The sequence below is a fragment of the Rickettsia honei RB genome, assembly GCF_000263055.1.
GTDB lineage: Bacteria > Pseudomonadota > Alphaproteobacteria > Rickettsiales > Rickettsiaceae > Rickettsia > Rickettsia rickettsii.
The window spans coordinates 172,376-197,522 of record NZ_AJTT01000002.1 but is presented as its reverse complement, the minus strand read 5'-3'; the positions used below and the strand labels follow the sequence as shown (position 1 = coordinate 197,522).

Below are 25,147 nucleotides of genomic sequence, written 5' to 3'. Positions count from 1 at the left end.
GAATTATTTCACTTGCAAACTTCATCTTACTACTATGTTTAAATATCTGTTTTTCTTCTTCAGGCTTAAGCTTTTCATTCTTAATAAAGCAATCACATTGTTCTTGGGCTGCTAATTCGTTAAATAGTTGCCCTCTTAGTTCTGTGTTAATTTCTGCTGGATAAATAGAAATAGTGGCTATTTTCTTTAAATTATCCTCACCAAATTTATATATTAGATGATCACTGAAAATACTTCTTTTTTCTAACAACATTAAGAACTTATCTTTATTATCAGCTGCATGAGATAAAAGATATTTTTCAGTTGTAATACTACTTACGTAATTAATATCACTTGCTGCTATTTTAAGAGCTAATCCTTTGTTTAGGAATAGAGGTTTATTTTATATTGTTCTGCTAACGGATCGTCTGTTTCTGCAAGTAATTTAGTTATAAACTCCTCTAAACTTACTATTTTGCTTGCTGAATTATCGGTTGTAAATATTTCATAGTTTCTATCTTCAAATATTATCTTGCCTTCTATTCCTGGTGCTTTACTAACCGATACCGTAAAAGTAAAATTATATTTCTTTATACCATTAAAATAAACTTACTCTCAACTCATTTATCACACCGCTTTTTAATATGCTTTTACATATTTCTTTTAAAAAGATTTGCGTTTCGCTTATATTCGGTAATTCGTTAAAACTCGCAATAAACCATTCTATTACTTCAGGATTTTTACTTTTTTCATATTCTTGAGTGATGTAATCGGTTATTGTGTTTAGAGTGGTTTTGGCGTCTATTTCTAAATATAAATCCTTATCAAAATTTTGAGTTCTATGTAGATCAATTATTTTTATTAACCTATTAACTTGTTTATAACTAGCTTTATCAAATGATCTTACATTTATTATATTAATTAAACTTACAGCAACTGCATACTTAGCATATCTGTCAACATAAGGGTCACTGAGTATATCTTTGAACAATTTAAATGCTTCTTCTACCGGTTTTACCTTTCCTAATTCAACTAAACTTAAAGCAGACTCGGATTTGTCAGAATTACTAAATAAATTTTTCAGTATTTTAGATGCGTCATGTGATATATTGGGGTTTATTTGTATTATCCAACCTAGGATTTTGGCGATTGTGAATTCAATATAATTACTAGGGTTATTAAGTAGTGTATTCAATATTTTTAATGTCTCTTGGGCTAAACTAGGATTTATACGTACTGTTTCAGTTAAGCTCCAAATAACTACAATTTTGACTTCGTTGCCGGAATCGTTTAATACTTCTTTCAATATACTAAATATTGCTAATGTTAAATTTGGTACAATATATATTAACTATAAGCTTACAACAGCCGTAGCCTTAATATAAATATTAGCATCATTTAGTAGATCTTACAGTGTATTTAAAGCTTATTGTTCATACATTACACTTAGCATTTCAGTTAAGCTTCTCGAGTAGCTTGATATAAAATTTCATTATTAGGGTTACCAAATAGTTATTCTGATTTTAAACATTGCACAGTATCAAATTTGACATCATTAGGCATTACGGATTAGTGTTTTCAATATGTTCAATGCCTCTTTTACTAAACTAGGCTTTGCCTTTACTATTTCAACTAAAACTGAAACTGCCTCGAACTTGAAATTTTCTATAGGATCATTAAATAATTCTTGCAGTGCATTAAATGCCTTGGGTGCTATATTAGTATCTAAATTAGGCATAATATTAATTATTTCAATCAATATTATATTTACATATTCATTTAATACCTTTTTATTTAATAACGGTATTATTTTTTTAAACTTTCCTGTAATACTGTCTTATCTATCGTCTCATCTAATATTTGGGCTAATTTTTGTAATTGTTCATCTTTAATTTCTAATAGGCTTGTTAACTTCTTATAAATTTTTGTTTTACTGCCCCATTCATTTCTTATTTGCTAATCCTGTGATGATTCCTATAACTTTTTTAAATTCTTGAGGGTCAGTTTTTTTATTTTGTAATTTTTTTACTGTTTTAACAATCGCTTCCGATAAATAACCACTGTCTATTATATGTTGTTCCCAACCTGTAATATCTTTTAGCACAACTTCATCTATTAAATTTTGTATTTGTTTTAAATTCGGTATTCTACTATCAAAATTCCCGTTAATGTTGCTTTGAGCTAATAAATGCATTAAGAGTATAATCTTTCTTTCAATCCCTAACTCTAATATCCTATCCACATTACATGTTACAGCTTTCCAAAATATTTCTATTAACTCTTGATTATTTTCATTACTTACCATCCCTGCTAGAAACTTCAGAGTCATTAGATATTTCGGATCGTTTCGATGCGCACCTATAAAATTTGCTGCTGTATATTTTGTGTTGTTATCTGCTAACTGATTTTTTAAATAACATGCAGCTAGATATTCTTGAAATGTTAAATGAATAAATTGAAAATTTTGCCCTTCTATTCTTAATAGCCCTTGTTCTATAACTTCGTCTATATCTAATATATCTTTCTTGCTTTCTACTACTTTGTTCTCTACTCACTTCCCTGTTGCAACAAACGACTCATAAGCTATTTGCTCTAAAAAACTCATTTTGTTTTTTAAGTGATTATCAGCTTCAGTTTTATTTTTATATTTATGTCGTTTATATAGTGAAATAATAATTTGTTTTTTTCTAGATGCCTATTATTAAGTCAGTTTATTATTTCACTATATAAACGACTTATATTAAAATCTTGATTACTGTTTTTTTTGAAATTGATCCCTTATTGCTTGATCGCTCCAAACCAAACATATTAATGCAGTATTGATAGGAACTGCACATATTTCTTTTATTTGGCCATGAGTATCCAAAAAGATTTTTAATGGTGTTCCAAGCTCTTTATCATACTCAAAATTTTTATGTACATATTGCTCTATTCCCTCACTATCCCAGCCTGTATTGTCTACTTTCTGCTCAAATCTGTTGCTCATTTCTTCTATAACCGCATTAGGCCTAGAACTCATTACGATATTTTTATACTGAAATACCGAATCCATAATATCTCGGTAATCACGATTACTCTGTGATAAAAACGCTACCTCATCATAACCATCCAGTAGTAATAATATCCTATCTTTATCTTGTATGCTTTTTATATCTTCAAGTTGTATATCTTTAGAATCTAAACAATAATGGACAAAACAACTTAGTATATCATCATCTATATTAGTACCATAACGTACTGTCCAGCTTAACAATTCCTTTAACCTGATTCTAAATACATAATCAAATTTGTTGCTCCATAGTTTTTCTTTTCCCCATTTATAAGATAGATAATGCATTAACGTGATTTTACCTATTCCTGCACTACCGAGTAACAATACTTTACCTATATCAACTTGCATTCTGTTTATTTTCTCAACTATATTTTTATTTCTGAGGTACTTTTATTAGTTAGATTTCTGCGAAGTATCGCAAACTTATTTTCTTCATTTAGTGACTTAACTATATTATCAATTTTTTCTTCTTGAACTTGATAATTTTTATCAAACAACTCCCTTATCTTTTCTTCCGTATCTATGTCTTTAAAAATATTCTCTATTTCTGCCGGTGATGAGACAAAAGTAGATTTCGGTACGTGGGCTACTAGTCCTTTTGTCGGCAATAGTCCTCAAAAGGCACAAAATAATCTAAGCGGTTATAAATCTAACTCAACCAGCAGTACTGTCGGTTTTGATAGTTAAATAGGCGATGATTTCTTACTTGGCGTTGCTAGTGCATGGCAAACGCACTCTTACGACTGATATGGCACTGAGATTAGGTAAATATTTTCACACTTCAGCCCAGTTATGAATTAATTTACAAGCAAGATATGATTTAAAATTAGCATAGCGTAATGAATGGCCTCATATTAAAATCGTATTCGTACTATGGAAGCAGCAAGAAAAGCTAGTTGATCATTTCCTAGCAACGGCAAAAGATTCAGGATGTCTTATGGCAATATCGATATCCTGCATAAATCTTATTTCTTATACTGTCGCCTGTACCAAGTGCATAAGGGTTAACTAACACACCTAATACGCCCCATTGCCGGACATAAAATATTAAATAATACTTTTTATCACGGAGTAATACATTATAAAAAAGGCAACAAATACTACCCTCAACATTTACAAGCCTATTGTTACTAAAGAATTATAGAACAAATAGAAAAAGTTTTTGCATCAATGTATATTGAGCCTGATTTATTGAGCAAAATAATTAAAAGTGTTAAAGAATCGGCAAAATATGAAAAAGATTATTATAACACAAGAATAACAGAATTAAATAAAGAGCTTATCAGTGTAAAAAATAGCCTTGATAAGCTTAGAAGTAAACTTTTAGAAGGTATATTTATAAATGAAGAATACGAGGAAGATAAATATAAATTAACAACACGTCGTGATAAAGTAATGTTAGAGATAGCAGAGCATAATAAAGGTGATGATTGTTTTACGGACAAAATGATAGATGTACTAAATTTAGTTGCCAATGCACATCAATATTTTGTTTTGTCGAATGCTGAGGGAAAAAGACACATAATAAAAACTGTGTTTTCAATTAAATTAACAGGCAAAAAGCTTGACTTTATGCTGCATTCGCCGTTTGATTCATTCGTAAAGTTGTCAAAAATTGAGGAATGGCTCCCCGGGCCGGACTCGAACCAGCGACCGAACGGTTAACAGCCGTTTGCTCTACCACTAAGCTACCGAGGAACATTAGAAGCATCTGGAAGATTCAGATACTTCCTTATAACAAATCTTTATTATAACGTCTAGCGTTTTCTTTATATAAAATAAAAAAGTTTTAGTCATCACCTATTTTTAAAGCTGCAATAAACGCAGATTGCGGAATTTCGATATTACCGTACTGTCTCATTCTCTTTTTACCTGCTTTTTGTTTCTCAAGTAATTTACGTTTACGACTTATATCACCGCCGTAACATTTAGATAAAACATCTTTACGTAGGGCTTTAATAGTCTCACGAGCGATAATACGACTACCTATACTTGCTTGAATTGCTATATCAATCTGCTGTCTCGGTATTAAATCCTTTAACCTTACGCATAATGCCCTCCCCCTTTGCTCGGCACGTGAGCGGTGTACGATTGTGGATAGTGCATCAACCACCTCTGCGTTAACCAAAATCCCAAGCTTAACAAGTTCGGAAGGTTCATAAACATCCATTTGCCATTCAAAACTTGCATAACCTTTAGAACAGCTTTTTAAACGATCGTAGAAATCGTAAACTATCTCATTTAGCGGTAATTTATAAATTATTTTAGCCCTATTTGCTATATAGCTATGATCAAGCTGCATCCCTCTCTTTTCCGTACAAAGCGATAGTACCGCACCTAAAAACTCATCAGGTACCATTATAGTTGCCTTAATCCAAGGCTCTTCCATTGATTCGATTTTTTGTACATCAGGCAAATCTGCTGGGTTATGTATCTCTAAGTTCTCACCGTCCCGCATATGAATTTTATACACCACGCTTGGAGCGGTAGTGATTAAATCTAAAGCGAATTCCCTACTTAAACGTTCTTGGATTATCTCTAAATGTAACAGCCCTAAAAAGCCGCATCTAAAACCTACTCCGAGTACCGAAGAGCTTTCCATTTCATACTCAAAACTAGCATCATTAAGGCGTAATTTAGCCAGTGAATCCTTTAGATGCTCAAATTCCGAGCTATCCGTTGGATAAAGGCCACAAAACACTACGGGTAAGTTTGGTTTAAAACCCGGTAGAGCTTGCTCACAAGGCTTTTTTTCATCAGTGATAGTATCCCCAACTTTACAATCCGCTACTTGCTTTATAGCCGCAGTAAAGAAGCCGATTTCGCCTGCATGCAGAACATCCGAAATATGTTTTTTCGGAGTAAAATAGCCAACATTCTCAACGGTATAAACTGAGTTAGTAGCCATCATTTTAATACGCATATTCTTACGTAAGTAGCCATCAATAACACGTACTAAAATAACCACGCCAAGATATGGGTCATACCAACTATCAACAAGCAAAGCTTTCAAAATATCAGAACTACTTTCTTTTGGCGGAGGTAATTTCTTTACTATAGCCTCTAAAACTAAATCAATCCCTATACCGCTTTTAGCAGAGATTAGCACAGCCTCACTTGTATCGATTCCGATTATATCCTCTATTTGCTGCTTAACCTGTTCAGGTTCTGACGCCGGTAGGTCAAGCTTGTTAAGCACCAGTACAATCTCATGATCATTCTCGATTGCTTGGTAAACATTGGCAAGCGTTTGTGCTTCTACTCCTTGCGTACTATCAACTACCAATAACGAGCCTTCACAAGCAGCAAGTGACCTACTAACTTCATAAGCAAAATCGACATGCCCGGGAGTGTCCATTAGATTCAAATAGTAGGTGTTACCGTCTTTAGCTTTATATACAAGCCGCACGGTTTGTGCCTTAATAGTTATACCTCTCTCTTTTTCAATATCCATCGAATCTAGCACTTGCTGGCTCATTTCCCTAGCCTGCAAGCCGCCGCAATGTTCAATTAACCTATCGGCTAACGTAGATTTACCGTGATCAATATGGGCGATTATTGAGAAGTTCCTTATATATTTTTGATGATTCATAATTATTGTGATATAATTTGCATTTGTTTATTGTCTGTTATCCCGCGATCAAGTCGCAGGATGACACTAAACCACGATAATATATAACAAAATCGAAATTTATAACAGGAAAAAATAATGCGAGCTGAAATAGAAAATTATGTAAAAAAAATTGAGCAGTCTTTAGAACTACTTTGGAGGTCACTTTGACGTTGAAGCATCAACTGAAAGACTGAACGCGTTAGAAGAGTTAACAGCCGATCCTAGTTTATGGAATGATCAGGCTAATGCTCAAAAATTACTGCGAGAAAAAAGTAATTTAGAAGAAAAACTAAACGCTTTTAATAAACTCAAATCCAATTTAAAAGATGCTTTAGAACTTGAAGAAATGGCTGAAGCCGAAAACGATTTAGAAACACTTTCACAAATTGAACAGGACTTAAAAAATTTAAGCATCATTGCTGCCAAATTTGAAACGGAATGTTTGTTTTCAGGTGAAGCAGACGGTAATAATTGCTTTTTAGAGATTAATGCTGGAGCCGGGGGAACTGAAAGCCATGACTGGGCGTCTATTATGATGCGTATGTATTTGCGTTTTGCCGAAAGACTCGGCTTTAAAGCCGAAATAATCAATATGATTAACGGCGAAGAGGCAGGCATTAAATCATGTACGATTAGGATAATAGGAAAGCGTGCTTACGGCTGGTTTAAGACCGAAGCTGGCGTTCACAGATTAGTGCGTATTTCTCCGTTTAATGCAGCCGGTAAAAGAATGACTAGCTTTGCAAGTAGCTGGGTATATCCCGAAATTGATGATAATATAGCAATTACTATTGAGGATAAAGATTTAAGAATCGATACTTTTAGAGCATCGGGAGCCGGCGGGCAGCACGTTAATACTACCGATTCAGCTGTACGTATCACTCATATACCGACCGGTACGGTAGCACAATGCCAAAGCGATAGATCGCAGCATAAAAATAAAGCTCAAGCTATGAAAATGCTTCAAGCCAAACTCTATGAGCTTGAAATGCAAAAACGTACCGATAGCGTTAACGAGCAGAATGCCTCTAAAACCGATAATAGCTGGGGACACCAAATTAGATCATATGTTTTGCAACCTTATCAAATGGTAAAAGATTTACGTACCGATTATGAAACTTCCGATACTAAAGGGGTGCTTGACGGTGACCTTGAAGAATTTGTTTCCGCAAACCTTGCTATAAATGCGGGTGGTAAGAAGTAGTGAAAATCAATGAGCAATACTTTAAGTAATGAATCATATACTAATTTAATTAAAAATTTAAAACAAGAAATTAGCAAAGCTCGTATTAGAGCCCATTTAGCAGCAAATAAAGAATTGATAGTTCTTTATTGGCATATAGGAAAATTAATTTTAGAACGTCAGAATAAAGAAAAATGGGGATCAAAAGTGATTCAAAATATTTCTGATGATTTGCGTAAAGAATTTCCTAAAATTAAAGTATTATCATATCAAAACCTTTCTTATATGCGTCAGTTTTTTGCAGAATATAATAATGACCAAATTCTCCAACAGGCGGTTGGAGAAATCCCATGGAGTCATAATATTATTATTTTTTCAAAACTAAAAAATATAAATCAAAGAATTTGGTATGCACAACAAACCATCGAAAATGGTTGGTCAAGAAATGTATTATCTTTGCAAATTATAAAGTAATTTACATGAAAGCTCAGCGAAAGGTATAAATAACTTTTCCAATACTTTACCTGAGCTACAGTCCGATTTAGCCAGGTCGATTATAAAAGAACCGTATAACTTAGAATTTTTAGATATTCAAGGTAAAATAATAGAACGAGATTTAGAAAATAAATTAATAGATAATATTAAAAACTTTTTATTAGAGTTAGGACAAGGTTTTGCATTTGTTGGCAATCAGTATCATATAGAACTTGAGGGAGAAGATTATTATTTGGATTTAGTTTTTTATCACATAAAACTCAAATGCTATGTATGTTGTTATCGAATTAAAAACCGGCAAGTTTAAGCCGGAATATGCCGGTAAACTAAATTTTTATCTTAATTTAATGGAGCGCACAATTAAAGATAATTCGGACAATCCTAAAATTGGATTAATTTTGTGCGAAGAAAAACAAGGTATTACTGTAGAATACGCTATAGAAGGCATCCAAAACCAATAGGAGTACACAATTTAAGCTTACAGCAACATTACCTAAAAAGCTTGAAAAATTCCTGCCTACCCCTCAAGATCTAGCAAAGCTAAAAAGCGAATAAATTACTAAAAGTTATTTTTCTTGATACCATGGTCAAGCTTTGGTATGACCTTTTCATATTTCAACCTTATTATTTTTATCGCAACATGCAAAACTAGAAAAACTTTACTACTGCTATTTCTATATTTATTATAGCTATAGCCTCGGTTCTAGGATTTCAGAGTTATCAAAAATTTACTCAAAATAAACATTTTGAGCAGGTAATAACCGTAAATAATCTAGAGTTTGATCCTGCTAATGAAAAAATCTGCAAGACATTCTTATATCAAAATACCTATCAATTCCGATACTCAAAATATAGAGGCTGCAGATAAAGAGGACGGATATAATAGGATGAGGCTTGGCATAGATAGAGATTGCAAGAGCAGTAGCAACTAAAAAACTTGATAAGCAAATATCTAGCCTAACATATGAAGAATTGAAAAAATACGGACCGATGATTTTGTTTAACGGCGGAGCGTATGATAATAAATGACTACAAGAAGCGCTTGATAAAAATATTATTACCGATTATCCAAAAGAAAATTTTTATATTTTTACGCTGCCGGAATACCAAACCAATACCGGCGCGGACAATTTAACACTCTATATAAAGAGCATGAAAACGGTAATATTGACTTAAGTAATGCCGCAATTGCTATTGTTACTCATGCTTATCATTTTCCTCGTGTTAATCGATATTTTGATAACAAACCGAATTTTGACTTCTGCTTTATTCATAACACTAAACCTATAATGTTCTTAGTCGATCGAAAATTTGAAACCATAGGAGTAGATAATGAACTAAAGCATAAGCTAATAAAATTACCTAACTATATAGAGAAAGGTTTTGTTTCAGAAAAATTAAATGCTAATATTTAGCAATGCTTGATTAATCAATGACTATCTCTCTTGCTTCTTGTTCTTTAATCTCAATACGAGGTAGAATAATAGTAAGTATTCCATTCTTAAGGCTTGACGAGATATTTGCCTGATCTACATCTTCATATAATGATATTACATAATTAAAATTTTTATTCATATAATTATCTGAATCATCAGCTTTATTTTTTTCTTCTATATTCCCTGTAATAAATAATTTATTACCGTTTACTTTAACCTTAATTTGACTTTTATCAAAGCCAGGTACTTCCATAACAATAATATACTTCTTATCTTTAGTAATAAAATTGCTTTTTATGCTATTAGATTCATAAAGCGGCAATCTATTTTTAAATAAATTATCAATATTTGTAATTTGATTATCTATTAAATCTGCTACCTGACGCAGTGGCGTTGCATTACCGGAATCATAATTCTTATTAGCTATTGCAATATTACTAGATAAAATCATAGCTGCTATAGACGGAATATATAATCTTACGCTCTTTAACATAAAACCACCATTAATTTTGTTAGTTATATATTTAAATATATAAAATTATCTATTTAAAATTCAAGTCTTATATTTCCATAATTTGCTGAAAGTACACTGCCCAAAATAAAAACTAATAATCTCCGCAAAAATAGTTTGATCTTCTATGCTCCATAATATATCTAGATATTCAACTAGCAGAGCAGAACTTTTTAACGATTTATATTGAACATATTTAACTCCTCCATACATTGCAAAAAAGCTATAGGCAAGCACGGGTCTTACCGAGCCATTTAAAGCATCAACCCAACTAACACCTGATTTATAAGTGGAGTACAGAGAGTATTGCTATGCCATTTCTTGTGATATGGTAAGCTCTGTAAAAGTTTTAGACTGATTAAGTTTTTGTTATTAGCAATTTGACGGTCTAAAATATTTATCTCGTGTTTTTTGTCGTTAATATCTTTATATATTTTCAAAATGTCAGGAATTATTGAACTCATAAATCCTGTTATCGCCACAAGTAAAGTAATCATAAATACCTATCTATATAAATTTTAGGATAAGTATAAAAGATAAGTCATTATACTAAGAAAGAGGCAACAAGGGGCAGCATGGACTGATTATTTATGTCATTTCTGCAAAAGCAGGAATCCAGTAAAAAATGATAAAAACACAGCAAACTATATAAAAATTTATAATTAGATTAAAAAACTAGATTCCTGCTTTCGCAGAAATGACATCGAACATGTTTAATGATCCATGCAACAACGCCAATAATAGGAAAACTGATCCACTCAACAATTACTTTAAATTAGACCAAATGCGGTTTTTTGCAATATAGAAAAAGATAGTAAATACCGCTAAAAACATCATAACTTTAAGACCCATAGATTTACGATGTTCCATTTCCGGCTCAGCTGCCCATTGTAGAAATACCACAATGTCTTGCGACATCTGCTCTACACTTGCGTTAGTACCGTCCATATAGGTTACCTGCCCGTCTGTAAGCGGCGGCGGCATTGCTATTTGCTCGCCAGGGAAATAGGGATTATAATGAGTTCCCTGCATCAGCTTAAAATCTGCCGGCGGTTCGGTATAGCCGGTAAGTAGCGAATATATATAATTAGCTCCGTCATGACGTGCTTTTATTATCAACGATAAATCAGGAGGATGGGCACCGTTATTAGCTGCTCTTGCTGCTTGCTCATTAGGGTAAGGAGGTACAAAACGATCAGAGGGAAAAGCGGGACGGTCAAACATCTCACCATCATCATTAGGTCCGTCTTGTATCGTATAGCCTTTGGCAATCTCTTTTATCTCGTCATCCGAAAAGCCGATATCTTTAAGATTACGGTAATATAAATTGTTTAAACCGTGACAGACACTACAAACTTCTTTATAGACCTGAAAACCTCTTTGTGCTGCTTCACGATTAACTGTACCAAATACGCCGTCAAACGACCACTTCATCTTTTTTGGATGTAATACTTCTTCGTTGGCTAAACTTAAGCACGAAGTTAGTAGTATGATGATAGAGATAAGTAGTTTAGTTTTCATAAATTTTTTTGAGTCGTCATTGCAAGGAAAAATTGAAAATGTTGACGAAGCAATCTCAGGAGTTTATATATTATTTTATAAGATTGTTGTGTTGAGATTTTGTCTTTCCTTGCAATGATGTTTTTATTACAGAATAATTTCATTATACAAATCATCCCAATTTATATTTGTTTGTTCTATTAATTTAATTTTTTTGTTTCTTAAACCGGCTTTAATTTGTTTTTCTCTATTTATTGCTGAATTCATAGTTGATTAATCTCATAAAATACTAAAATTTTGCAATTTTTACTAAACTCCTTAATTGTATCATTTTTGTGTTGATATATTCTTTTTTAAATTAAAAGTAACACCAGTATAGAGTATACCATTTTTCTTATTAGTTACTATAATATACTATTGGTTACTTCATAAATTTGTATAATACAAAAAACGTCATTGCAAGCAGCCATAGGCTACACGGCAATCTCATGAAATAATAACAAACTCCTGAGATTGCTTCGTCAATTGCTATGCAATTTCCTCGCAATGACATCTCTTCGCAATGACTTAACTCTTACAACTCCTCCGGCAATGGCAGCGGTTTTTCATATTTACCTATCAGCGGCAGAGCTACTAAGACATGAAAAAAGTAATAACAAGCAGCAAAACGGCTAATGGTAATATACGGCTCTTCTGCCGGCTGCCCGCCTAAATAACCAAGCAATAAACAATCTGCCATAAATATCCAAAAAGCCATTCGGTATATCGGTCTATAATTGCTACTTCTAACTTTTGAAGTATCAAGCCAAGGTAGTAAAAATAACACAAATATACTTCCGAACATTAATAGCACCCCACCAAGCTTAGACGGCACGGCTCTAAGTATTGCATAAAACGGCAGAAAATACCATTCAGGAACAATGTGGGCAGGCGTAACTAACGGATTTGCTGGAATGTAATTATCGGGATGTCCTAAATAATTAGGTTCGTAAAAAATAAAATAGGCAAATATTATGAAATAAACTCCGAAACCGACAAAATCCTTTACGGTATAATAAGGGTGGAACGGAATAGTATCTTTAGGGCTTTTAACATCTATACCTTTTGGGTTATTTGAACCATGCTGATGCAAGGCCACTAAATGCAGCATCACTAAAGCAACAATAATAAACGGCAATAAATAATGCAGTGAGAAGAACCTATTTAATGTCGGGTTATCAACAGAAAAACCACCCCATAACCACGTAACTATGAATTCCCCTATTAACGGAATAGCGGAAAATAAATTAGTAATAACCGTTGCTCCCCAGTAGCTCATCTGCCCCCAAGGCAGCACGTAACCCATGAAAGCAGTAGCCATCATGGTTAGAAAAATGATGATACCGATATGCCAAAGCAGTTCTCTAGGTGCTTTATAAGAGCCGTAATACAAACCTCTTGCTATGTGTAAGTATACGGCGGCAAAAAACATCGATGCACCTACCGCATGAGTATAACGCAGTAACCAACCGTAATTCACGTTACGCATGATTCGCTCAACACTATCGAAAGCATGATCAACATGCGGAGTATAGTGCATAGCAAGTATGACGCCGGTGATTATCTGAATCACTAACGCAATACCGGCAATAGAGCCTAAATTCCACAAATAGCTAAGATTTTTCGGAGTTTGATAATGACTAAAATGCTTTAGGAACGCAAAAATAGGAAGACGATAATCTATCCATTCTATAATAGCATTAGGCTTTTTAGGGGTAATATCTTCATTCATAAATAATTACCCGATTCTAATTTTTTTGTCGCTAATAAAAGTGTAAGGCGGCACAGCTAAATTTAAAGGAGCAGGACCTCTTCTAACTCTACCTGAAGAATCATATTGTGAACCATGGCACGGACAGAACCATCCATCATATTCACCTTGATTAGCAAGCGGTACACAACCTAAATGCGTGCAGATCCCGATCGTCACAAGCCAATTATCATGCCCTGCTTTCACACGTGCTTCATCTGCTTCAGGATCGATCAGCTCTGACATTTTAACGGCTCTTGCTTCAGCTATTTTGTCAGGCGTACGGTTAGTGATAAAAACCGGTTTACCTTGCCATTTAACCGTAACTGTTTGACCTACCGCAATATTTGATAAATCAACCTCAATTGATGATAAAGCTAGCACGTCCGCAGAAGGGTTCAAAGAATCAACGAGAGGCCAAAGAGTACATGCTGCCCCAATTGCTGCAACACTACTAGCCGTTAGAACCATAAAATCACGACGTGTTGTTTGTTTGTTTTTATTATCTTCAGTATCCGACATATAAATATTAAAGTGACATAAATTAACGATTATTATCACTACCGCTTGGGGTACGATTAAGATTATTTGGATTTTCTAGTGCTTCATAAGGATTTATTATAGGACGTTCAGCGTCTACAGCACTATCTGCTTGTTTTGGCGTAAGCTTATTTATTTCATCTTCTAACACTTTTGCTCCTGTCCCTTCTTCATGCTTATATTCGCCAGGATCACTTAAGCAATTCCAAAAACTAACTAAACGATTCCAATTAGGACCGAGTTTTGTAGTACAATTTTGAGCAACTGCTTTAGTTGTATCTAATATCTCGACTGTAGTTTCAGTAAAATAATCTATAAACCCAATTTTTTTTAAGCCCAATACTGTATAATATAAAGTAATTAAGGAAGCAACTGCTATAATTAAATACCATTTAGTGATAATAGACCACAGAAAAAATCCCATAGGATTTGCTGCCATTAACCTTCGTAAAGCCTGCCACATATATTTTGCTCAAAAAATTTATTAATAATATTCATCTTATTTTATATCACTACATTAGTAAAAATAAAGCAAAATCACGTAATATTATAAATATTTTTAATTAAACAGGAACTCAAGAAGAATGAAATCGGTAAAAATACTAAATTAATTCCTATCATAATAAAAATTAATTGTAAGTTATTATCTTGTAATATTAAACCTGTCATTATAATATTCGGAATTAATAACGGCATGATAAACGTACCGACAAAGTTAGCATTCTTCTTAAAATAACATTGCACACTACCGGATAACACTACTAAACTACTTGATAACACTAATATCATCCATACACTAATAAAGAAAAATATTATCTCAAGCAAAGTTTTATCAAACAAGACATAAATAATGGGTAAAACAAAAACCAGCCCTATCGTACTACTGATAAATATAGCAAAAAATTTAGCCAATATAATTTTTTCATGACTAACAATTGATAATAATAACTCTAAGCTTCCGTCTTCCAAATCAGATTTAAATATAACCGAAGAAAAACCGATTAATGAAATTAATAAACAAATGACCGAAAAAATTAAACCGAATTTGTTAATGTCCCTTTCACTGTTAATTAAAACAGTACTAATTATGCAAAATAAAAAAATATAACTAGATATTTAATTATATTATTAATGCGATTCTGCACTATCAATTCACGCTTAATTAGTACAAATAGACTATTCATAATTATTAAATACGTTGTAAATTAAGTACATAATAGCTGCAACAGTTAAACCTATACCAATTTCAACAATAACTATCGCAATATGCTGAGCAAGTAGCTTATCATTGATAAACTTTGTTAGTGAATAATAATTTAAATAATTATCGTTAAAAAAGAGTGATATTGTTCCTACAATTGCATATATTGCTACACCTAAAACCGCAATACAAACTAGCACGTTAGGAGGAAAATATCGGCTTAATTTTCGGTTACCGTAAACTAAATCATAAGCAATAAGGCTAGATGCAAATATAACACCTGCTTGAAACCCACCACCCGGCGAAGACTCACCGTTAAGCTGAATATATATACTATATAAAATTATATAAGGTATTATAAAACTAGTAATATATTTTATTATTGGATTTGTCATCCCGTGGCTTGACCACGGGATCTTGTATCGCCTGCTGTGTCCTGAGATACCGAGATCAAGTCGCGGTATGGCATCATCAGACTTTCTTGAAAATATCAACAGCACGGCAATTCCTGCAATTAAAATTACGCTAGTTTCACCTAAAGTATCATATCCACGATAACTTGCAAGAATAGCCGCAACAAAAGAAGGTATACCTATATCTCTAGAGGTATTTTCGATATAATATTTACTTGAATGCATATGAATAGGAGCATGATCATCACCGTAATTCGGTAATTCTAGCCCCATATAAGCAAGAATTACTACAAACAATAAACATATTAAACTTGCTGGAATAATATTAGTTCTCTCAATATTCTTTAAATCCGAAGGTAATTTACGCAACAAATTCAAATATACGCATGTTGATAAGCAAGCTCCAAGTGCTGCCTCGGTCATTGCGACATCAGGAGCATCCATAATAAGATAGGATACACCAATTAATAAGCTAAATACAGAAGCAGCAATCACTGCATTTAGTAAATCTTTAGCAAAAATTATTTTTATCGAGATTAAGATCAATAAAAAAGCAATTAAGTTAAGTAGGTAATTGCCGAGATCAAAATTTAAAGCTGTCTTTACTGTCATATGGTTATTAAAATTTAACGTCATTGCGAGGAGAAACGTAATTTCGACGTGGCAATCTTATCAAGCATCCTGAGATTGCTTCGTCAATTACTTCGTAATTTTCCTCGCAATGACGGTACTATCAGCTCTAATTTTCATAAATAAAGATGCTTTACCAAGTGCATGAGTTGCTACCGGATTTAGTATAAAAATCAATAAAGCCGCTAAAATTAATTTAACAGAGTTCACAATATCTGCTTCAATGCACGCAAAACCTATTAAGCAAATAGGCACGCCGAAACTCTCAATAACACTTGCTGCATGTAATTTAGTATAAAAATCAGGAAATCTAAAAAAACCGATTATTCCTGAAAATATAGCAAATAATCCAATAATTACTAATAAAATTCCTATATAGTATAGTGTCATTGTGTTTATCCTTTTTTCATCATTGCGAGGAAATTATGAAATAATTGACGAAGCAATCTCATGCACAAGTCCTGAGATTGCCTCACGAACTAAAGTTCACTCGCAATGACGTTTTTACTCACCTTGAGCCAAGCTATAACCTGCAACCCCGTCAAATTCAAACAGATTCTCTACTTTGATAAAATCGATATTTGCTGTGCTTAAAGCTTCAAGCAATCTTGTTATATCTAAATGCTTTATTTCTGTACCGTCTTTATTCATAAAACGACAACACCAATGATCGGAAACAGTTTCAAACCTTGTATCACGAGGCCACAGCTTTAATCCTTTTGACGAGATTGTTTTTAACTCAAAATTACCAAGATCAAGTTTATTAATTTTATCTGCTATATCATGAGCGGAAGATACATTCATATTCACAAATATATCCGTACCAACCAATTTCTTAACTTCTTTAGTATCAATTTTATAATCTATATTGCTTTCTTGCTTCTCAGCAATTAAGGGATAATCTGCTTTAGGTAGCTTTGTCGGTAACTGTCCTAATCTTTTCGTTACTTCTTCGGCAAATTCTTTTGTACCGACTTTTTTACTAGAACTCTGCTCGTTATATATATCGGCTGTATGAACGCCATCCTCTATAGTTTTTTTCCAAGCATTTTCGATTAATGTAGCAATATCACCCTGCCCTATATGTACTAGCATCATTATTGCAGCATTTAAAAGCCCTGACGGATTTGCGATATCTTTACCGGCAATATCGGGAGCACTTCCATGTACCGCTTCAAACATCGCATAATGCTGCCCAATATTTGCAGAACCTGCAAGACCTACCGAGCCTGAAATTTCAGCAGCTACGTCAGATATGATATCACCGTATAAATTAGAAGTTACGATAACGTCAAATATTTCCGGTTTGGTAGCAAGCCTTGCCGTCCCGATATCGATAATATAATGCGCGTTATTAATTTGCGGGTATTCTTTTGCAATCTCATTAAATACTTTATGCAAAACCCCATCGGAAAATTTCATAATATTATCTTTGCTTAAACACATGACTTTTTTACGGTTATTTTTTACTGCATATTCAAAAGCATATCTAATAATCTTCTCACATCCTGTATGACTTATCAACTTCATTGACTCATACATATTGTGCGTTTGACGGTATTCTATACCTGCGTATAAATCTTCCTCATTCTCACGTATAATAGTTAGGTTCAAATTTGGATGTAATGTTCTAGTAAAAGGATGAAACGAAACGGCAGGACGAATATTAGCAAAAAGCTGTAATGTTTTACGAATCGTGACATTTAAACTCTTATATCCTCCACCTTGCGGAGTAGTAATCGGGGCTTTAAGTATAATACCGGTGCGTTGTATTGATTCCCAGCTTTCCTCGCTTATGCCTGAAGTATAATGCTTCTTGTAAAGCTTTTCACCTACTTCAATGGTTTCTAAACGAATACGAGCCTCGGCTTTACGTAATATATAAAGCACTGCCTCCATTATTTCAGGACCTATACCGTCCCCGTATGCAATTGTAATCGGTGTAAATTCTGCCATATTAAATACTCTCTTGTTTATATCATTCCCGCGTAGGCGGGAATCCAGTAAAATCTATAAAAACTAGTTTTTATAGATTTATTTTATCAAATATGTAACTTCTGTAATATTGAAGTTATTTTTCTGGATTACCACCTACTCGGGAATGACACACAAAAATCCATACAACACTATCAATAGTTTATCGTTACTTCTTTTAATCTCTCATTCAACATAAAAGTCACTTCGGAAGTTATATTCAAATTATTTTTGGCATATAAGACTTGAGCACTTGGAATTACCAAATTAAGGTTATATTTCTCGGCAAGTTCACTAATTATTGTAATAGTTGTTTCATGGACTCTACTCATAGCCTCAGCGTGGGCTTGTTCAAGCTTTGTTTTCTTAATCTGAATTTCTTTTCTAACGTGGCTAACTTTTGCATTAAATTCGTTTACTTTATGCTCAAATTCAGTTTCACTTAAATGAGAACGCTCATTTAGCAGCTTCTCTTCCAGCGGTTTAAATTCTGCTTCTTTTGCAGCAATATTCTCTTGAATTTTATGATTAAGCTTTTCGATTTTATTACGCAAATCTTTTATAGCGATCGAACCTTCCAATATAGATTGTACATCAGCAACAGCTACTCTAACTTTAAAATTATCTTCTTTAATTGGCACATTTTGTGCCTCCGTAATCGTTGAGAAATTTATTATAAATATGCATAAACATAATATTCGGTATATCATCCTTGATCCTTTTAGGTTAAACGGTATCGGCTAAAATTGTCATCCCGTGCCTTGACCACGGGATCTTGTGTCACAGGCAATATCCTGAGATTCCGCGATCAAGTCGCGGGATGACATTCAAGATGACTGGATTCCCGACTACGTGGGAATGACACTGGAGCAACACCCTTATTAATCTAAGAATAAATAACATCAAGCAATTTGTCTATAATTAAAAACTTAACCTTTACCTAACATTGGCACATTCCCGCCTCCCCATGGTATATATTCGCCATCCGAATAATAATCACTAGAAATAGGTTCAAACGAAATAGCTTTTATTGCTTCAGGACTTAAATAGGTACTCTCTCCATCACTAAGCAAAGGTTCAGTAGCCGGTTCTTCTAGCTCAACATAAATTTCATGCTGTTCATTTCATTAAATTCATATAAAAAAAAGCTTCATGAATATGCTCTGTTCCTTTGTTCTTAACCAAAACTACTGTAATACCATAGTCTTTTGCAGCATTGACAGTTATTTCGGTATTATTAATTATTTCTCTTATATATTCTTTTTTAGTACAATTTTGTATTTCTTCAAAATTATTAGAAGGTAAAGCTGATTTTATATAAATTTTTGCTGCATCTTCCTTTCCTAGTAACCTTGCTAATGCATATTTTACAGCATGAGGATAATCATTAAATGATGCTATAGCTATTTTATGACCAGACTATTTTATGACCGGATAATATAATATTCTTAAAAAGGCGTGCTATTTGCTCTTCATTTTCCAACCTAAATTTTCATTATCTAGGAATTTCTCCATCAGCTCTATAGAAAATTTTTGCTCAAGCCTAACTTTTTCTTGCTCTCGTTCTTCATAGGAGCTAAAAAAGCGATGTTGTATATTACGTGCTATTAAACCTCCTAACCTCTCTCCGATATAATTATGCGAATGTCCAAATAAAGTATTGTCACAATCAAATATAAATAAAACTGTATTATCGTTCATTAATTTCTCTTATTTTAAAGTTTAAAAATTCTTAGTAATTTTTATTCTACAGTTAAATCAATTTCTTTTTCAAGAACTTATATTCCAATTTTTGGTATTTTAGTGTATAATACGAAAAACTATTGTAAACTTGTGAGAATTTTTAAAGATGACATCTATTCGTAATATAGCAATTATTGCCCACGTTGATCATGGAAAAACTACGCTTGTTGATAACATGCTTAAACAAAGCGGAACATTTAGAGCTAACCAAGCAGTTGCTGAGCGTGCTATGGACTCTAACGATCTTGAGCGTGAGCGTGGAATCACGATACTTGCCAAATGCACTGCTCTTATGTGGAACGATATCCGTATCAATATAGTTGATACGCCAGGACACGCCGATTTTGGCGGTGAAGTAGAACGCATCCTTAGCATGGTTGACGGTGTAGTGCTACTTGTCGATGCATCGGAAGGACCAATGCCGCAAACAAAATTCGTGCTTTCTAAAGCGTTAAATCTCGGCTTAAAACCTATTATCGTTATTAATAAAATCGATAGAGATGACCAAAGAATTAAAGAAGTTATCGATGAAGTATTTGAGCTATTTGTAGCACTTGAAGCAAACAACGATCAGCTTGACTTCCCTATAGTTTATGCATCAGGTAGAGCAGGTAGAGCATCTTTAACCTTTGATGATAAAATTAATCCTTTAGACAATTTAGCAGATGATTTAGCACCGCTTTTCGACCTTATAGTACAGCATGTACCAAAACCCTTAGCCGATGACAAAGCACCGTTTTCTATGCTTGTTACTACTAGAGAATATAATTCTTTCTTCGGTAGGGTTTTAACAGGTCGTGTACAAAGCGGCACTGTTAAAATTAACCAAAACGTAAAAGTATTAAATCGTGAGAATAAAGTACTTGAAACCGGACGTATCACTAAAATATTAGCCTTTAGAGGCTTAGAGCGAATCGCTATAAATGATGCTACAGCCGGCGATATTATTGCCGTAGCAGGCGTTGAAAACGCCAACGTTGCCGATACTATCTGCTCCCCTGAGGTAACCGAGGCCGTACCGTCTCTACCTATCGATCCGCCGACTTTATCCATGACTTTTAGCGTTAATGACTCACCGCTTGCAGGAAGCGAAGGGACAAAAGTTACGTCGAGCTTAATTGGAGCTAGGTTAATGCGTGAGCTTGAAAGTAACGTTGCCTTAAAAGTTACTGAAGCTGCCGAGAAAAATGCTTTCCAAGTTGCAGGGCGTGGTGAGTTACAACTTGGTATCTTAATTGAAACTATGCGTCGTGAAGGATTTGAGCTATCTATTAGCAGACCCGAAGTATTATTCCAAACTGATGAGAAAGGTAATAAGCAAGAACCGATGGAAGAAATCCAAGTTGACGTTGATGATGATTATGTTGGAGTAGTCGTAAAATCTTTAGCACTGAGAAAAGCCGAAATGACTGATATGAGGCCGTCAGGCGGCGGTAAAAGCCGTGTTACGTTTATCGGACCGTCTAGAGGGTTAATCGGCTATCACAGCCAGTTTTTAACCGAAACACGAGGCACAGGGATTATGAATCGTATTTTCCATGGATATGCTGATTATAAAGGAAATATCGAGGGAAGACGTAACGGTGTGCTTATCTCTAACGGTGACGGGGCAGCAGTCGCATATGCTCTATGGAATCTAGAAGAAAGGGGGAAAATGTTTATAAACCCTAGTGACAAAGTATATAGAGGCATGATTATCGGCGAACATAATCGTGATAATGATTTAGAGGTAAACCCACTAAAAGCGAAACAACTGAGCAACGTTAGAGCAACAGGTAAAGACGAAGCCATAAGGCTAACTCCGCCAATGCTTTTAACGTTAGAGCAGGCAATCAGCTATATACAAGATGACGAGCGAGTTGAAGTCACACCGAAATCTATTCGTTTACGTAAAGCTCTACTTGACCCTAACGACCGTAAAAGAGCTGCAAAATAGATATGCCTAAAAAAGTTGACATCGTCATTACGAGAAAAAACTGTAAGTTTTGACAAAGCAATCTCTGGAATCTTGCTTTATGAGATTGCCACGCTCCTTTCAGTTGCTCGCAATGACAAAAAAACTAAGCTAATACATTAAATACTATAATAACAAACCTTTTTAACGGCTTCTATTACATCACTCTCACTCGGCAGAGCTAGTGTTTCTAAATTAACAGCATAAGGAAGGGGAAGATCTTTGCCGCTTACAATCTCTATCGGAGCATCTAAATAATCAAATGCTTCTTTCATAACAATAGAAGCTATACTTGCACCAACACCTGCAAAAAACCACCCTTCTTCCACTACAACTAAACGATTAGTTTTTTTCACTGATTCTATTATTGTCTCAGTATCAAGCGGTTTAATAGTGCGAAGATCAATAACCTCACAATCAATATTATCATTCTGCACAACATTTGCAGCATCTAAGGCAAGTTTTACTTGAATCGAGAAAGTTACTATAGTGACACTACTACCCTCTCTTAAAATTTTTGCCTGACCAAAGGGTATAGGCTCGATTGTTTCCGGCACATCAAAACTATGACTGTATAAAATTTCATTTTCTAAAAAAACAACGGGATTATCGTCCCTAATAGCTGTAAGCATAAGTCCTTTATGATCTTCTGCACTGTAAGGAGCTACTACTTTTAATCCCGGAATGTGGGAATAGCAAGCTGTATAATTTTGGCTATGTTGTGCAGCTACTCTACTTGCTGCTCCGTTTGGTCCTCTAAATACTATCGGACATTTGACCTGCCCGCCTGACATGTAATGCGTTTTTGCAGCTGAATTAACTATGTGATCGAATGCTTGCATAGCAAAGTTAAAGGTCATAAACTCTACTATCGGGCGAAGTCCTGCAAAAGCTGCTCCGACTGCAAGCCCTGCAAAACCATATTCCGTTATCGGTGTATCAATTACCCTCTTAGGACCAAATCGCTCTAGTAATCCTTGAGTTACCTTGTAAGCTCCTTGATATTCTGCAACTTCCTCACCTATGACGAAAACCTTGTCGTCTCTTATCATCTCTTCTTGCATGGCATCACGCAACGCTTCACGTACCGTTATTTGCATTTTTCTTTTTTATTTGATTAAATTAAACGTTATTGCAAGGAGGCTTGCCTGCGTGAATGTCATTGCGAGCAGCCGTAGGCTGCCTGACAATCTCATGAAATCATAACAAATTCCTGAGATTGCTGCGTCAAAACTTACAGTTTTTCCTCGCAATGACGCCTTAACAGTACACCTGTGTATACAACTCCCCTTCATCAGGTAGCGGTGAATTTTCTGAGAATTCTACTGCTTCTTTCATAATTTCTTTTACCGACTGTTCTATTGCTTTTAAATCCGCTTCGGTTACATATTTATTGTCGAGTATCGTTTTTCTTATTATTACCAACGGATCACGCCCTTTATATTGCTCAACTTCTTCTTTACTACGATATTTTGCCGGGTCGGACATCGAATGCCCACGATAACGATAAGTTTTTACCTCTAATATCAGAGGAAAGCTATTTTCTCTAACATACTCGGCTGCTTGCTTAGAGCCGTCATACATTTCTTCAAAATCCATACCGTCTAACTGAAATCCTTTAATCCCAAACGATGCCCCTTTCTTATATAAATCACGCATAAAGGTAGAACGTGCTACAGACGTCCCCATCGAATATTCGTTATTTTCAATAATATAAACTACCGGCAAACCCCATAAAGCAGCCATATTAAAAGCTTCATATACCTGACCTTGATTAACGGCACCGTCACCTAAAAAAGTAAAACAAATATTATGCGTATCGTTATATTTTGCAGCAAACGCAAGCCCTGTGCCTATCGGTACTTGAGCCCCTACTATACCGTGTCCACCGTAAAATTTGTTTGGTACATTAAATAAATGCATCGAGCCACCCTTACCTTTCGAGCAACCTGTAGCACGCCCCATAAGCTCGGCAAGAACATACTTAGGCTCAGTTCCTGCTAAAATAATATGAGCATGGTCACGATAGCTAGTAATAGTGCTATCACCTTTTTGTTTAACCATATCTACTGCAGAAATTACTGCTTCTTGCCCTATATATAAATGACAAAAACCACCGATTTCTCCCATTCCGTATAACTGACCGCATTTTTCTTCAAAACGACGCAGTAGGAGCATATCTTTAAAGCTTTTTATATATTCTTCCTTTGTCGGCTTATATTTTCCTAACTTAATATCCACTAATTACTCCTTAATACTATTGTCATCCCGTGGCTTGACCACGGGATGACATCTGTAAATTAAAAGTCACAAAATATGGTACATGATCCGAAGGTGAAGACCAATCACGTGCTTCTGATAGTAAATGCATAGAAAATAATGCACCTTTTAAATTATCGCTAACCCAAATATGATCAAGTCTCCTACCTCTGTTAGATTTTTTCCAATCTATATTTCTATAACTCCACCAAGTATAAAATTTTTCGTCAAGCGATACGAAATGTCTGCTACTATCAATAAAACCTAACGCATTTTGTAGCTCTACCAATAACGAGCGTTCAATATCGGTATGGCTGATAACATTTCGCAACTGCTTACTAGACCATACATCATGTTCATGCGGAGCAATGTTCAAGTCCCCAACAATAATCATTTTATCGTTTTTAGTACGGTTAGTCGTTAACCATTCCTGCATTAACCTTACATATTCGAGCTTATGCTTAAATTTTGTATTTACCTCGATATCAGGTATATCACCGCCGGCAGGAACATAAAAATTATGTATTTCTATATCATTAACTATAGCTGCTATATGCCTTTTATCACTATTATATAACTCCAATGAAAAAACATTATTCAAAGGAAATTTTGAAATAATAGCAACACCGTTATATGATTTCTGCCCTGAATATATTACATGTTCATAGCCTATATTTTTAATAACTTCAAGAGGAAATAATGAGTCAGCTACCTTTGTTTCTTGAAGTAAAATAATATCCGGCTGATGTTCATATGCTAATTTTCTTAATAAATCGATCCGTAGACGCAATGAATTAATATTCCAAGTAACTATCTTCATTAGACTTGTTGTATAACCTCCTTCTAAAGGTAATTTGTATGTCAATCCGGTACTC

The 25,147-nt window shown here is 34.2% G+C and carries 28 protein-coding genes, 1 tRNA gene and 4 pseudogenes; 8 read left to right on the top strand and 25 right to left on the bottom strand.

Going from position 1 to position 25,147, the window contains the following annotated elements:
• The 8 genes from WSW_RS01000000108175 to lepA form a co-directional block, all read right to left on the bottom strand.
• The coding region (locus WSW_RS01000000108175) for a hypothetical protein (RefSeq protein ID WP_032850227.1) at positions 1-253 on the bottom strand (253 nt) is incomplete at its 3' end.
• Positions 254-577: 324 nt separating this feature from the next.
• On the bottom strand, positions 578-1,285 hold the full coding sequence (locus tag WSW_RS0103360; protein ID WP_016917072.1) for a hypothetical protein: 708 nt from the start codon (positions 1,283-1,285) through the stop codon (positions 578-580).
• Positions 1,286-1,534: 249 nt separating this feature from the next.
• Positions 1,535-1,717 carry a hypothetical protein gene (locus tag WSW_RS1000000111565; protein ID WP_156793058.1) on the bottom strand — a complete coding sequence of 61 codons (183 nt, stop codon included), beginning with the start codon at positions 1,715-1,717 and terminating at the stop codon, positions 1,535-1,537.
• Positions 1,718-1,921: 204 nt separating this feature from the next.
• Positions 1,922-2,308: a hypothetical protein gene (locus WSW_RS0103350; RefSeq protein ID WP_029374964.1), complete on the bottom strand. Its 387-nt coding sequence runs from the start codon at positions 2,306-2,308 to the stop codon at positions 1,922-1,924.
• A 423-nt stretch (positions 2,309-2,731) separates the two neighbouring features.
• Positions 2,732-3,379, bottom strand: a complete 648-nt coding sequence (locus tag WSW_RS1000000110555; protein WP_238528472.1) for an NACHT domain-containing protein — start codon at positions 3,377-3,379, stop codon at positions 2,732-2,734.
• A 17-nt stretch (positions 3,380-3,396) separates the two neighbouring features.
• Complete coding sequence (locus WSW_RS1000000111990; RefSeq protein WP_167316244.1) at positions 3,397-3,639, bottom strand: hypothetical protein; 243 nt, start codon at positions 3,637-3,639, stop codon at positions 3,397-3,399.
• A gap of 1,015 nt (positions 3,640-4,654) precedes the next feature.
• Positions 4,655-4,729: transfer RNA gene (locus WSW_RS0103330), tRNA-Asn, on the bottom strand.
• A gap of 91 nt (positions 4,730-4,820) precedes the next feature.
• Complete coding sequence (lepA, locus tag WSW_RS0103325; RefSeq protein WP_016917068.1) at positions 4,821-6,623, bottom strand: translation elongation factor 4; 1,803 nt, start codon at positions 6,621-6,623, stop codon at positions 4,821-4,823.
• 117 nt (positions 6,624-6,740) lie between these two features.
• Here lepA and prfB point away from each other — a divergent pair.
• From prfB to WSW_RS1000000113580, 7 genes and pseudogenes are all read left to right on the top strand, one after another.
• A protein-coding gene (prfB, locus tag WSW_RS0103320; RefSeq protein WP_156793057.1) for a peptide chain release factor 2 occupies positions 6,741-7,848 on the top strand; the annotation gives its coding sequence in 2 pieces (ribosomal slippage) (positions 6,741-6,809 and positions 6,811-7,848; 1,107 coding nt in all).
• Between the two features lie 9 nt (positions 7,849-7,857).
• On the top strand, positions 7,858-8,301 hold the full coding sequence (locus WSW_RS1000000112945; protein ID WP_016917066.1) for a DUF1016 N-terminal domain-containing protein: 444 nt from the start codon (positions 7,858-7,860) through the stop codon (positions 8,299-8,301).
• Between the two features lie 25 nt (positions 8,302-8,326).
• Positions 8,327-8,539: pseudogene (locus WSW_RS1000000113885) on the top strand (PDDEXK nuclease domain-containing protein); the annotation flags it as partial.
• A 15-nt stretch (positions 8,540-8,554) separates the two neighbouring features.
• Positions 8,555-8,877: pseudogene (locus WSW_RS1000000113880) on the top strand (PDDEXK nuclease domain-containing protein).
• 236 nt (positions 8,878-9,113) lie between these two features.
• On the top strand, positions 9,114-9,254 hold the full coding sequence (locus tag WSW_RS1000000111985; protein ID WP_016917064.1) for a hypothetical protein: 141 nt from the start codon (positions 9,114-9,116) through the stop codon (positions 9,252-9,254).
• A 58-nt stretch (positions 9,255-9,312) separates the two neighbouring features.
• A pseudogene (locus WSW_RS1000000112930) lies at positions 9,313-9,498 on the top strand (hypothetical protein).
• Positions 9,499-9,611: 113 nt separating this feature from the next.
• A complete protein-coding gene (locus WSW_RS1000000113580) occupies positions 9,612-9,737 on the top strand; it encodes a hypothetical protein (protein ID WP_016917063.1) in 126 nt (41 codons plus the stop codon).
• Positions 9,738-9,747: 10 nt separating this feature from the next.
• On the opposite strand, the gene WSW_RS0103295 is transcribed toward WSW_RS1000000113580, so the two are convergent.
• The 14 genes and pseudogenes from WSW_RS0103295 to WSW_RS0103225 all read right to left on the bottom strand — a co-directional run bounded on the left by WSW_RS0103295 (position 9,748) and on the right by WSW_RS0103225 (position 20,017).
• Positions 9,748-10,251: an Hsp20/alpha crystallin family protein gene (locus tag WSW_RS0103295; RefSeq protein WP_016917062.1), complete on the bottom strand. Its 504-nt coding sequence runs from the start codon at positions 10,249-10,251 to the stop codon at positions 9,748-9,750.
• A 272-nt stretch (positions 10,252-10,523) separates the two neighbouring features.
• Positions 10,524-10,733 (bottom strand): hypothetical protein, encoded by a 210-nt coding sequence (locus WSW_RS1000000109290; RefSeq protein WP_238528470.1) that lies wholly within the window; start codon positions 10,731-10,733, stop codon positions 10,524-10,526.
• Between the two features lie 301 nt (positions 10,734-11,034).
• Positions 11,035-11,790, bottom strand: coding sequence for a cytochrome c1 (locus tag WSW_RS0103280; RefSeq protein WP_016917060.1), 756 nt, complete (start codon positions 11,788-11,790; stop codon positions 11,035-11,037).
• A 126-nt stretch (positions 11,791-11,916) separates the two neighbouring features.
• The gene (locus tag WSW_RS1000000112925; protein ID WP_016917059.1) at positions 11,917-12,036 is read right to left on the bottom strand and encodes a GIY-YIG nuclease family protein; all 120 of its coding nucleotides are present in this window, start codon (positions 12,034-12,036) and stop codon (positions 11,917-11,919) included.
• A gap of 307 nt (positions 12,037-12,343) precedes the next feature.
• Positions 12,344-13,540 (bottom strand): cytochrome b, encoded by a 1,197-nt coding sequence (locus WSW_RS0103270; RefSeq protein WP_016917058.1) that lies wholly within the window; start codon positions 13,538-13,540, stop codon positions 12,344-12,346.
• A 6-nt stretch (positions 13,541-13,546) separates the two neighbouring features.
• Entirely contained in the window at positions 13,547-14,080 is a 534-nt protein-coding gene (petA, locus tag WSW_RS0103265; protein WP_004996261.1) for a ubiquinol-cytochrome c reductase iron-sulfur subunit, read from the bottom strand.
• A gap of 22 nt (positions 14,081-14,102) precedes the next feature.
• Positions 14,103-14,561, bottom strand: a complete 459-nt coding sequence (locus tag WSW_RS0103260) for a DUF2670 domain-containing protein (RefSeq protein ID WP_016917056.1) — start codon at positions 14,559-14,561, stop codon at positions 14,103-14,105.
• Positions 14,562-14,635: 74 nt separating this feature from the next.
• Positions 14,636-15,282, bottom strand: a pseudogene (locus WSW_RS1000000109280) (heme exporter protein CcmB).
• A complete protein-coding gene (locus WSW_RS0103250; protein WP_016917055.1) occupies positions 15,275-16,348 on the bottom strand; it encodes a DUF4040 domain-containing protein in 1,074 nt (357 codons plus the stop codon). The pseudogene WSW_RS1000000109280 and the gene WSW_RS0103250 overlap by 8 nt, the downstream one beginning before the upstream one ends.
• 63 nt (positions 16,349-16,411) lie before the next feature.
• A complete protein-coding gene (locus tag WSW_RS0103245) occupies positions 16,412-16,732 on the bottom strand; it encodes a Na+/H+ antiporter subunit G (protein WP_004996272.1) in 321 nt (106 codons plus the stop codon).
• A gap of 114 nt (positions 16,733-16,846) precedes the next feature.
• The gene (locus WSW_RS0103240; protein ID WP_012150566.1) at positions 16,847-18,298 is read right to left on the bottom strand and encodes an NADP-dependent isocitrate dehydrogenase; all 1,452 of its coding nucleotides are present in this window, start codon (positions 18,296-18,298) and stop codon (positions 16,847-16,849) included.
• A 173-nt stretch (positions 18,299-18,471) separates the two neighbouring features.
• Positions 18,472-19,026, bottom strand: coding sequence for an OmpH family outer membrane protein (locus WSW_RS0103235; RefSeq protein ID WP_010977007.1), 555 nt, complete (start codon positions 19,024-19,026; stop codon positions 18,472-18,474).
• Positions 19,027-19,245: 219 nt separating this feature from the next.
• The gene (locus tag WSW_RS1000000111980) at positions 19,246-19,389 is read right to left on the bottom strand and encodes a hypothetical protein (protein WP_014410497.1); all 144 of its coding nucleotides are present in this window, start codon (positions 19,387-19,389) and stop codon (positions 19,246-19,248) included.
• 388 nt (positions 19,390-19,777) lie between these two features.
• Positions 19,778-20,017, bottom strand: a complete 240-nt coding sequence (locus tag WSW_RS0103225) for an HAD family hydrolase (RefSeq protein ID WP_016917054.1) — start codon at positions 20,015-20,017, stop codon at positions 19,778-19,780.
• A gap of 148 nt (positions 20,018-20,165) precedes the next feature.
• Here WSW_RS0103225 and typA point away from each other — a divergent pair, with 148 nt between their 5' ends.
• On the top strand, positions 20,166-21,995 hold the full coding sequence (gene typA / locus WSW_RS0103220) for a translational GTPase TypA (RefSeq protein ID WP_016917053.1): 1,830 nt from the start codon (positions 20,166-20,168) through the stop codon (positions 21,993-21,995).
• Positions 21,996-22,132: 137 nt separating this feature from the next.
• Here the strand turns inward: typA and WSW_RS0103215 are convergent, their stop codons facing one another.
• The 3 genes from WSW_RS0103215 to xth all read right to left on the bottom strand — a co-directional run bounded on the left by WSW_RS0103215 (position 22,133) and on the right by xth (position 25,092).
• The gene (locus tag WSW_RS0103215; RefSeq protein WP_016917052.1) at positions 22,133-23,113 is read right to left on the bottom strand and encodes a pyruvate dehydrogenase complex E1 component subunit beta; all 981 of its coding nucleotides are present in this window, start codon (positions 23,111-23,113) and stop codon (positions 22,133-22,135) included.
• Between the two features lie 160 nt (positions 23,114-23,273).
• Positions 23,274-24,254, bottom strand: a complete 981-nt coding sequence (pdhA, locus tag WSW_RS0103210) for a pyruvate dehydrogenase (acetyl-transferring) E1 component subunit alpha (RefSeq protein ID WP_016917051.1) — start codon at positions 24,252-24,254, stop codon at positions 23,274-23,276.
• 22 nt (positions 24,255-24,276) lie between these two features.
• Positions 24,277-25,092, bottom strand: a complete 816-nt coding sequence (xth, locus tag WSW_RS0103205; protein WP_014273305.1) for an exodeoxyribonuclease III — start codon at positions 25,090-25,092, stop codon at positions 24,277-24,279.
• Positions 25,093-25,147 lie beyond the last annotated feature (55 nt).

Bases quoted from the DNA above. Each gene is read 5' to 3' on its own strand.
- WSW_RS0103240 (WP_012150566.1), bottom strand. From the start codon at position 18,298: ATGGCAGAATTTACACCGATTACAATTGCATACGGGGACGGTATAGGT.
- typA (WP_016917053.1), top strand. From the start codon at position 20,166: ATGACATCTATTCGTAATATAGCAATTATTGCCCACGTTGATCATGGA.
- WSW_RS1000000109290 (WP_238528470.1), bottom strand. From the start codon at position 10,733: ATGAGTTCAATAATTCCTGACATTTTGAAAATATATAAAGATATTAAC.
- WSW_RS0103250 (WP_016917055.1), bottom strand. From the start codon at position 16,348: ATGACGTTAAATTTTAATAACCATATGACAGTAAAGACAGCTTTAAAT.
- lepA (WP_016917068.1), bottom strand. From the start codon at position 6,623: ATGAATCATCAAAAATATATAAGGAACTTCTCAATAATCGCCCATATT.
- WSW_RS0103215 (WP_016917052.1), bottom strand. From the start codon at position 23,113: ATGCAAATAACGGTACGTGAAGCGTTGCGTGATGCCATGCAAGAAGAG.
- WSW_RS1000000112925 (WP_016917059.1), bottom strand. From the start codon at position 12,036: ATGAATTCAGCAATAAATAGAGAAAAACAAATTAAAGCCGGTTTAAGA.
- petA (WP_004996261.1), bottom strand. From the start codon at position 14,080: ATGTCGGATACTGAAGATAATAAAAACAAACAAACAACACGTCGTGAT.
- WSW_RS1000000110555 (WP_238528472.1), bottom strand. From the start codon at position 3,379: ATGCAAGTTGATATAGGTAAAGTATTGTTACTCGGTAGTGCAGGAATA.
- WSW_RS0103225 (WP_016917054.1), bottom strand. From the start codon at position 20,017: ATGAACGATAATACAGTTTTATTTATATTTGATTGTGACAATACTTTA.
- WSW_RS1000000111565 (WP_156793058.1), bottom strand. From the start codon at position 1,717: ATGCCTAATTTAGATACTAATATAGCACCCAAGGCATTTAATGCACTG.
- xth (WP_014273305.1), bottom strand. From the start codon at position 25,092: ATGAAGATAGTTACTTGGAATATTAATTCATTGCGTCTACGGATCGAT.
- WSW_RS0103270 (WP_016917058.1), bottom strand. From the start codon at position 13,540: ATGAATGAAGATATTACCCCTAAAAAGCCTAATGCTATTATAGAATGG.
- WSW_RS1000000113580 (WP_016917063.1), top strand. From the start codon at position 9,612: ATGTTCTTAGTCGATCGAAAATTTGAAACCATAGGAGTAGATAATGAA.
- WSW_RS0103245 (WP_004996272.1), bottom strand. From the start codon at position 16,732: ATGACACTATACTATATAGGAATTTTATTAGTAATTATTGGATTATTT.
- WSW_RS1000000112945 (WP_016917066.1), top strand. From the start codon at position 7,858: ATGAGCAATACTTTAAGTAATGAATCATATACTAATTTAATTAAAAAT.
- WSW_RS0103295 (WP_016917062.1), bottom strand. From the start codon at position 10,251: ATGTTAAAGAGCGTAAGATTATATATTCCGTCTATAGCAGCTATGATT.
- WSW_RS0103350 (WP_029374964.1), bottom strand. From the start codon at position 2,308: ATGACTCTGAAGTTTCTAGCAGGGATGGTAAGTAATGAAAATAATCAA.
- WSW_RS0103280 (WP_016917060.1), bottom strand. From the start codon at position 11,790: ATGAAAACTAAACTACTTATCTCTATCATCATACTACTAACTTCGTGC.
- WSW_RS0103260 (WP_016917056.1), bottom strand. From the start codon at position 14,561: ATGTGGCAGGCTTTACGAAGGTTAATGGCAGCAAATCCTATGGGATTT.
- WSW_RS0103235 (WP_010977007.1), bottom strand. From the start codon at position 19,026: ATGATATACCGAATATTATGTTTATGCATATTTATAATAAATTTCTCA.
- WSW_RS1000000111985 (WP_016917064.1), top strand. From the start codon at position 9,114: ATGAAAAAATCTGCAAGACATTCTTATATCAAAATACCTATCAATTCC.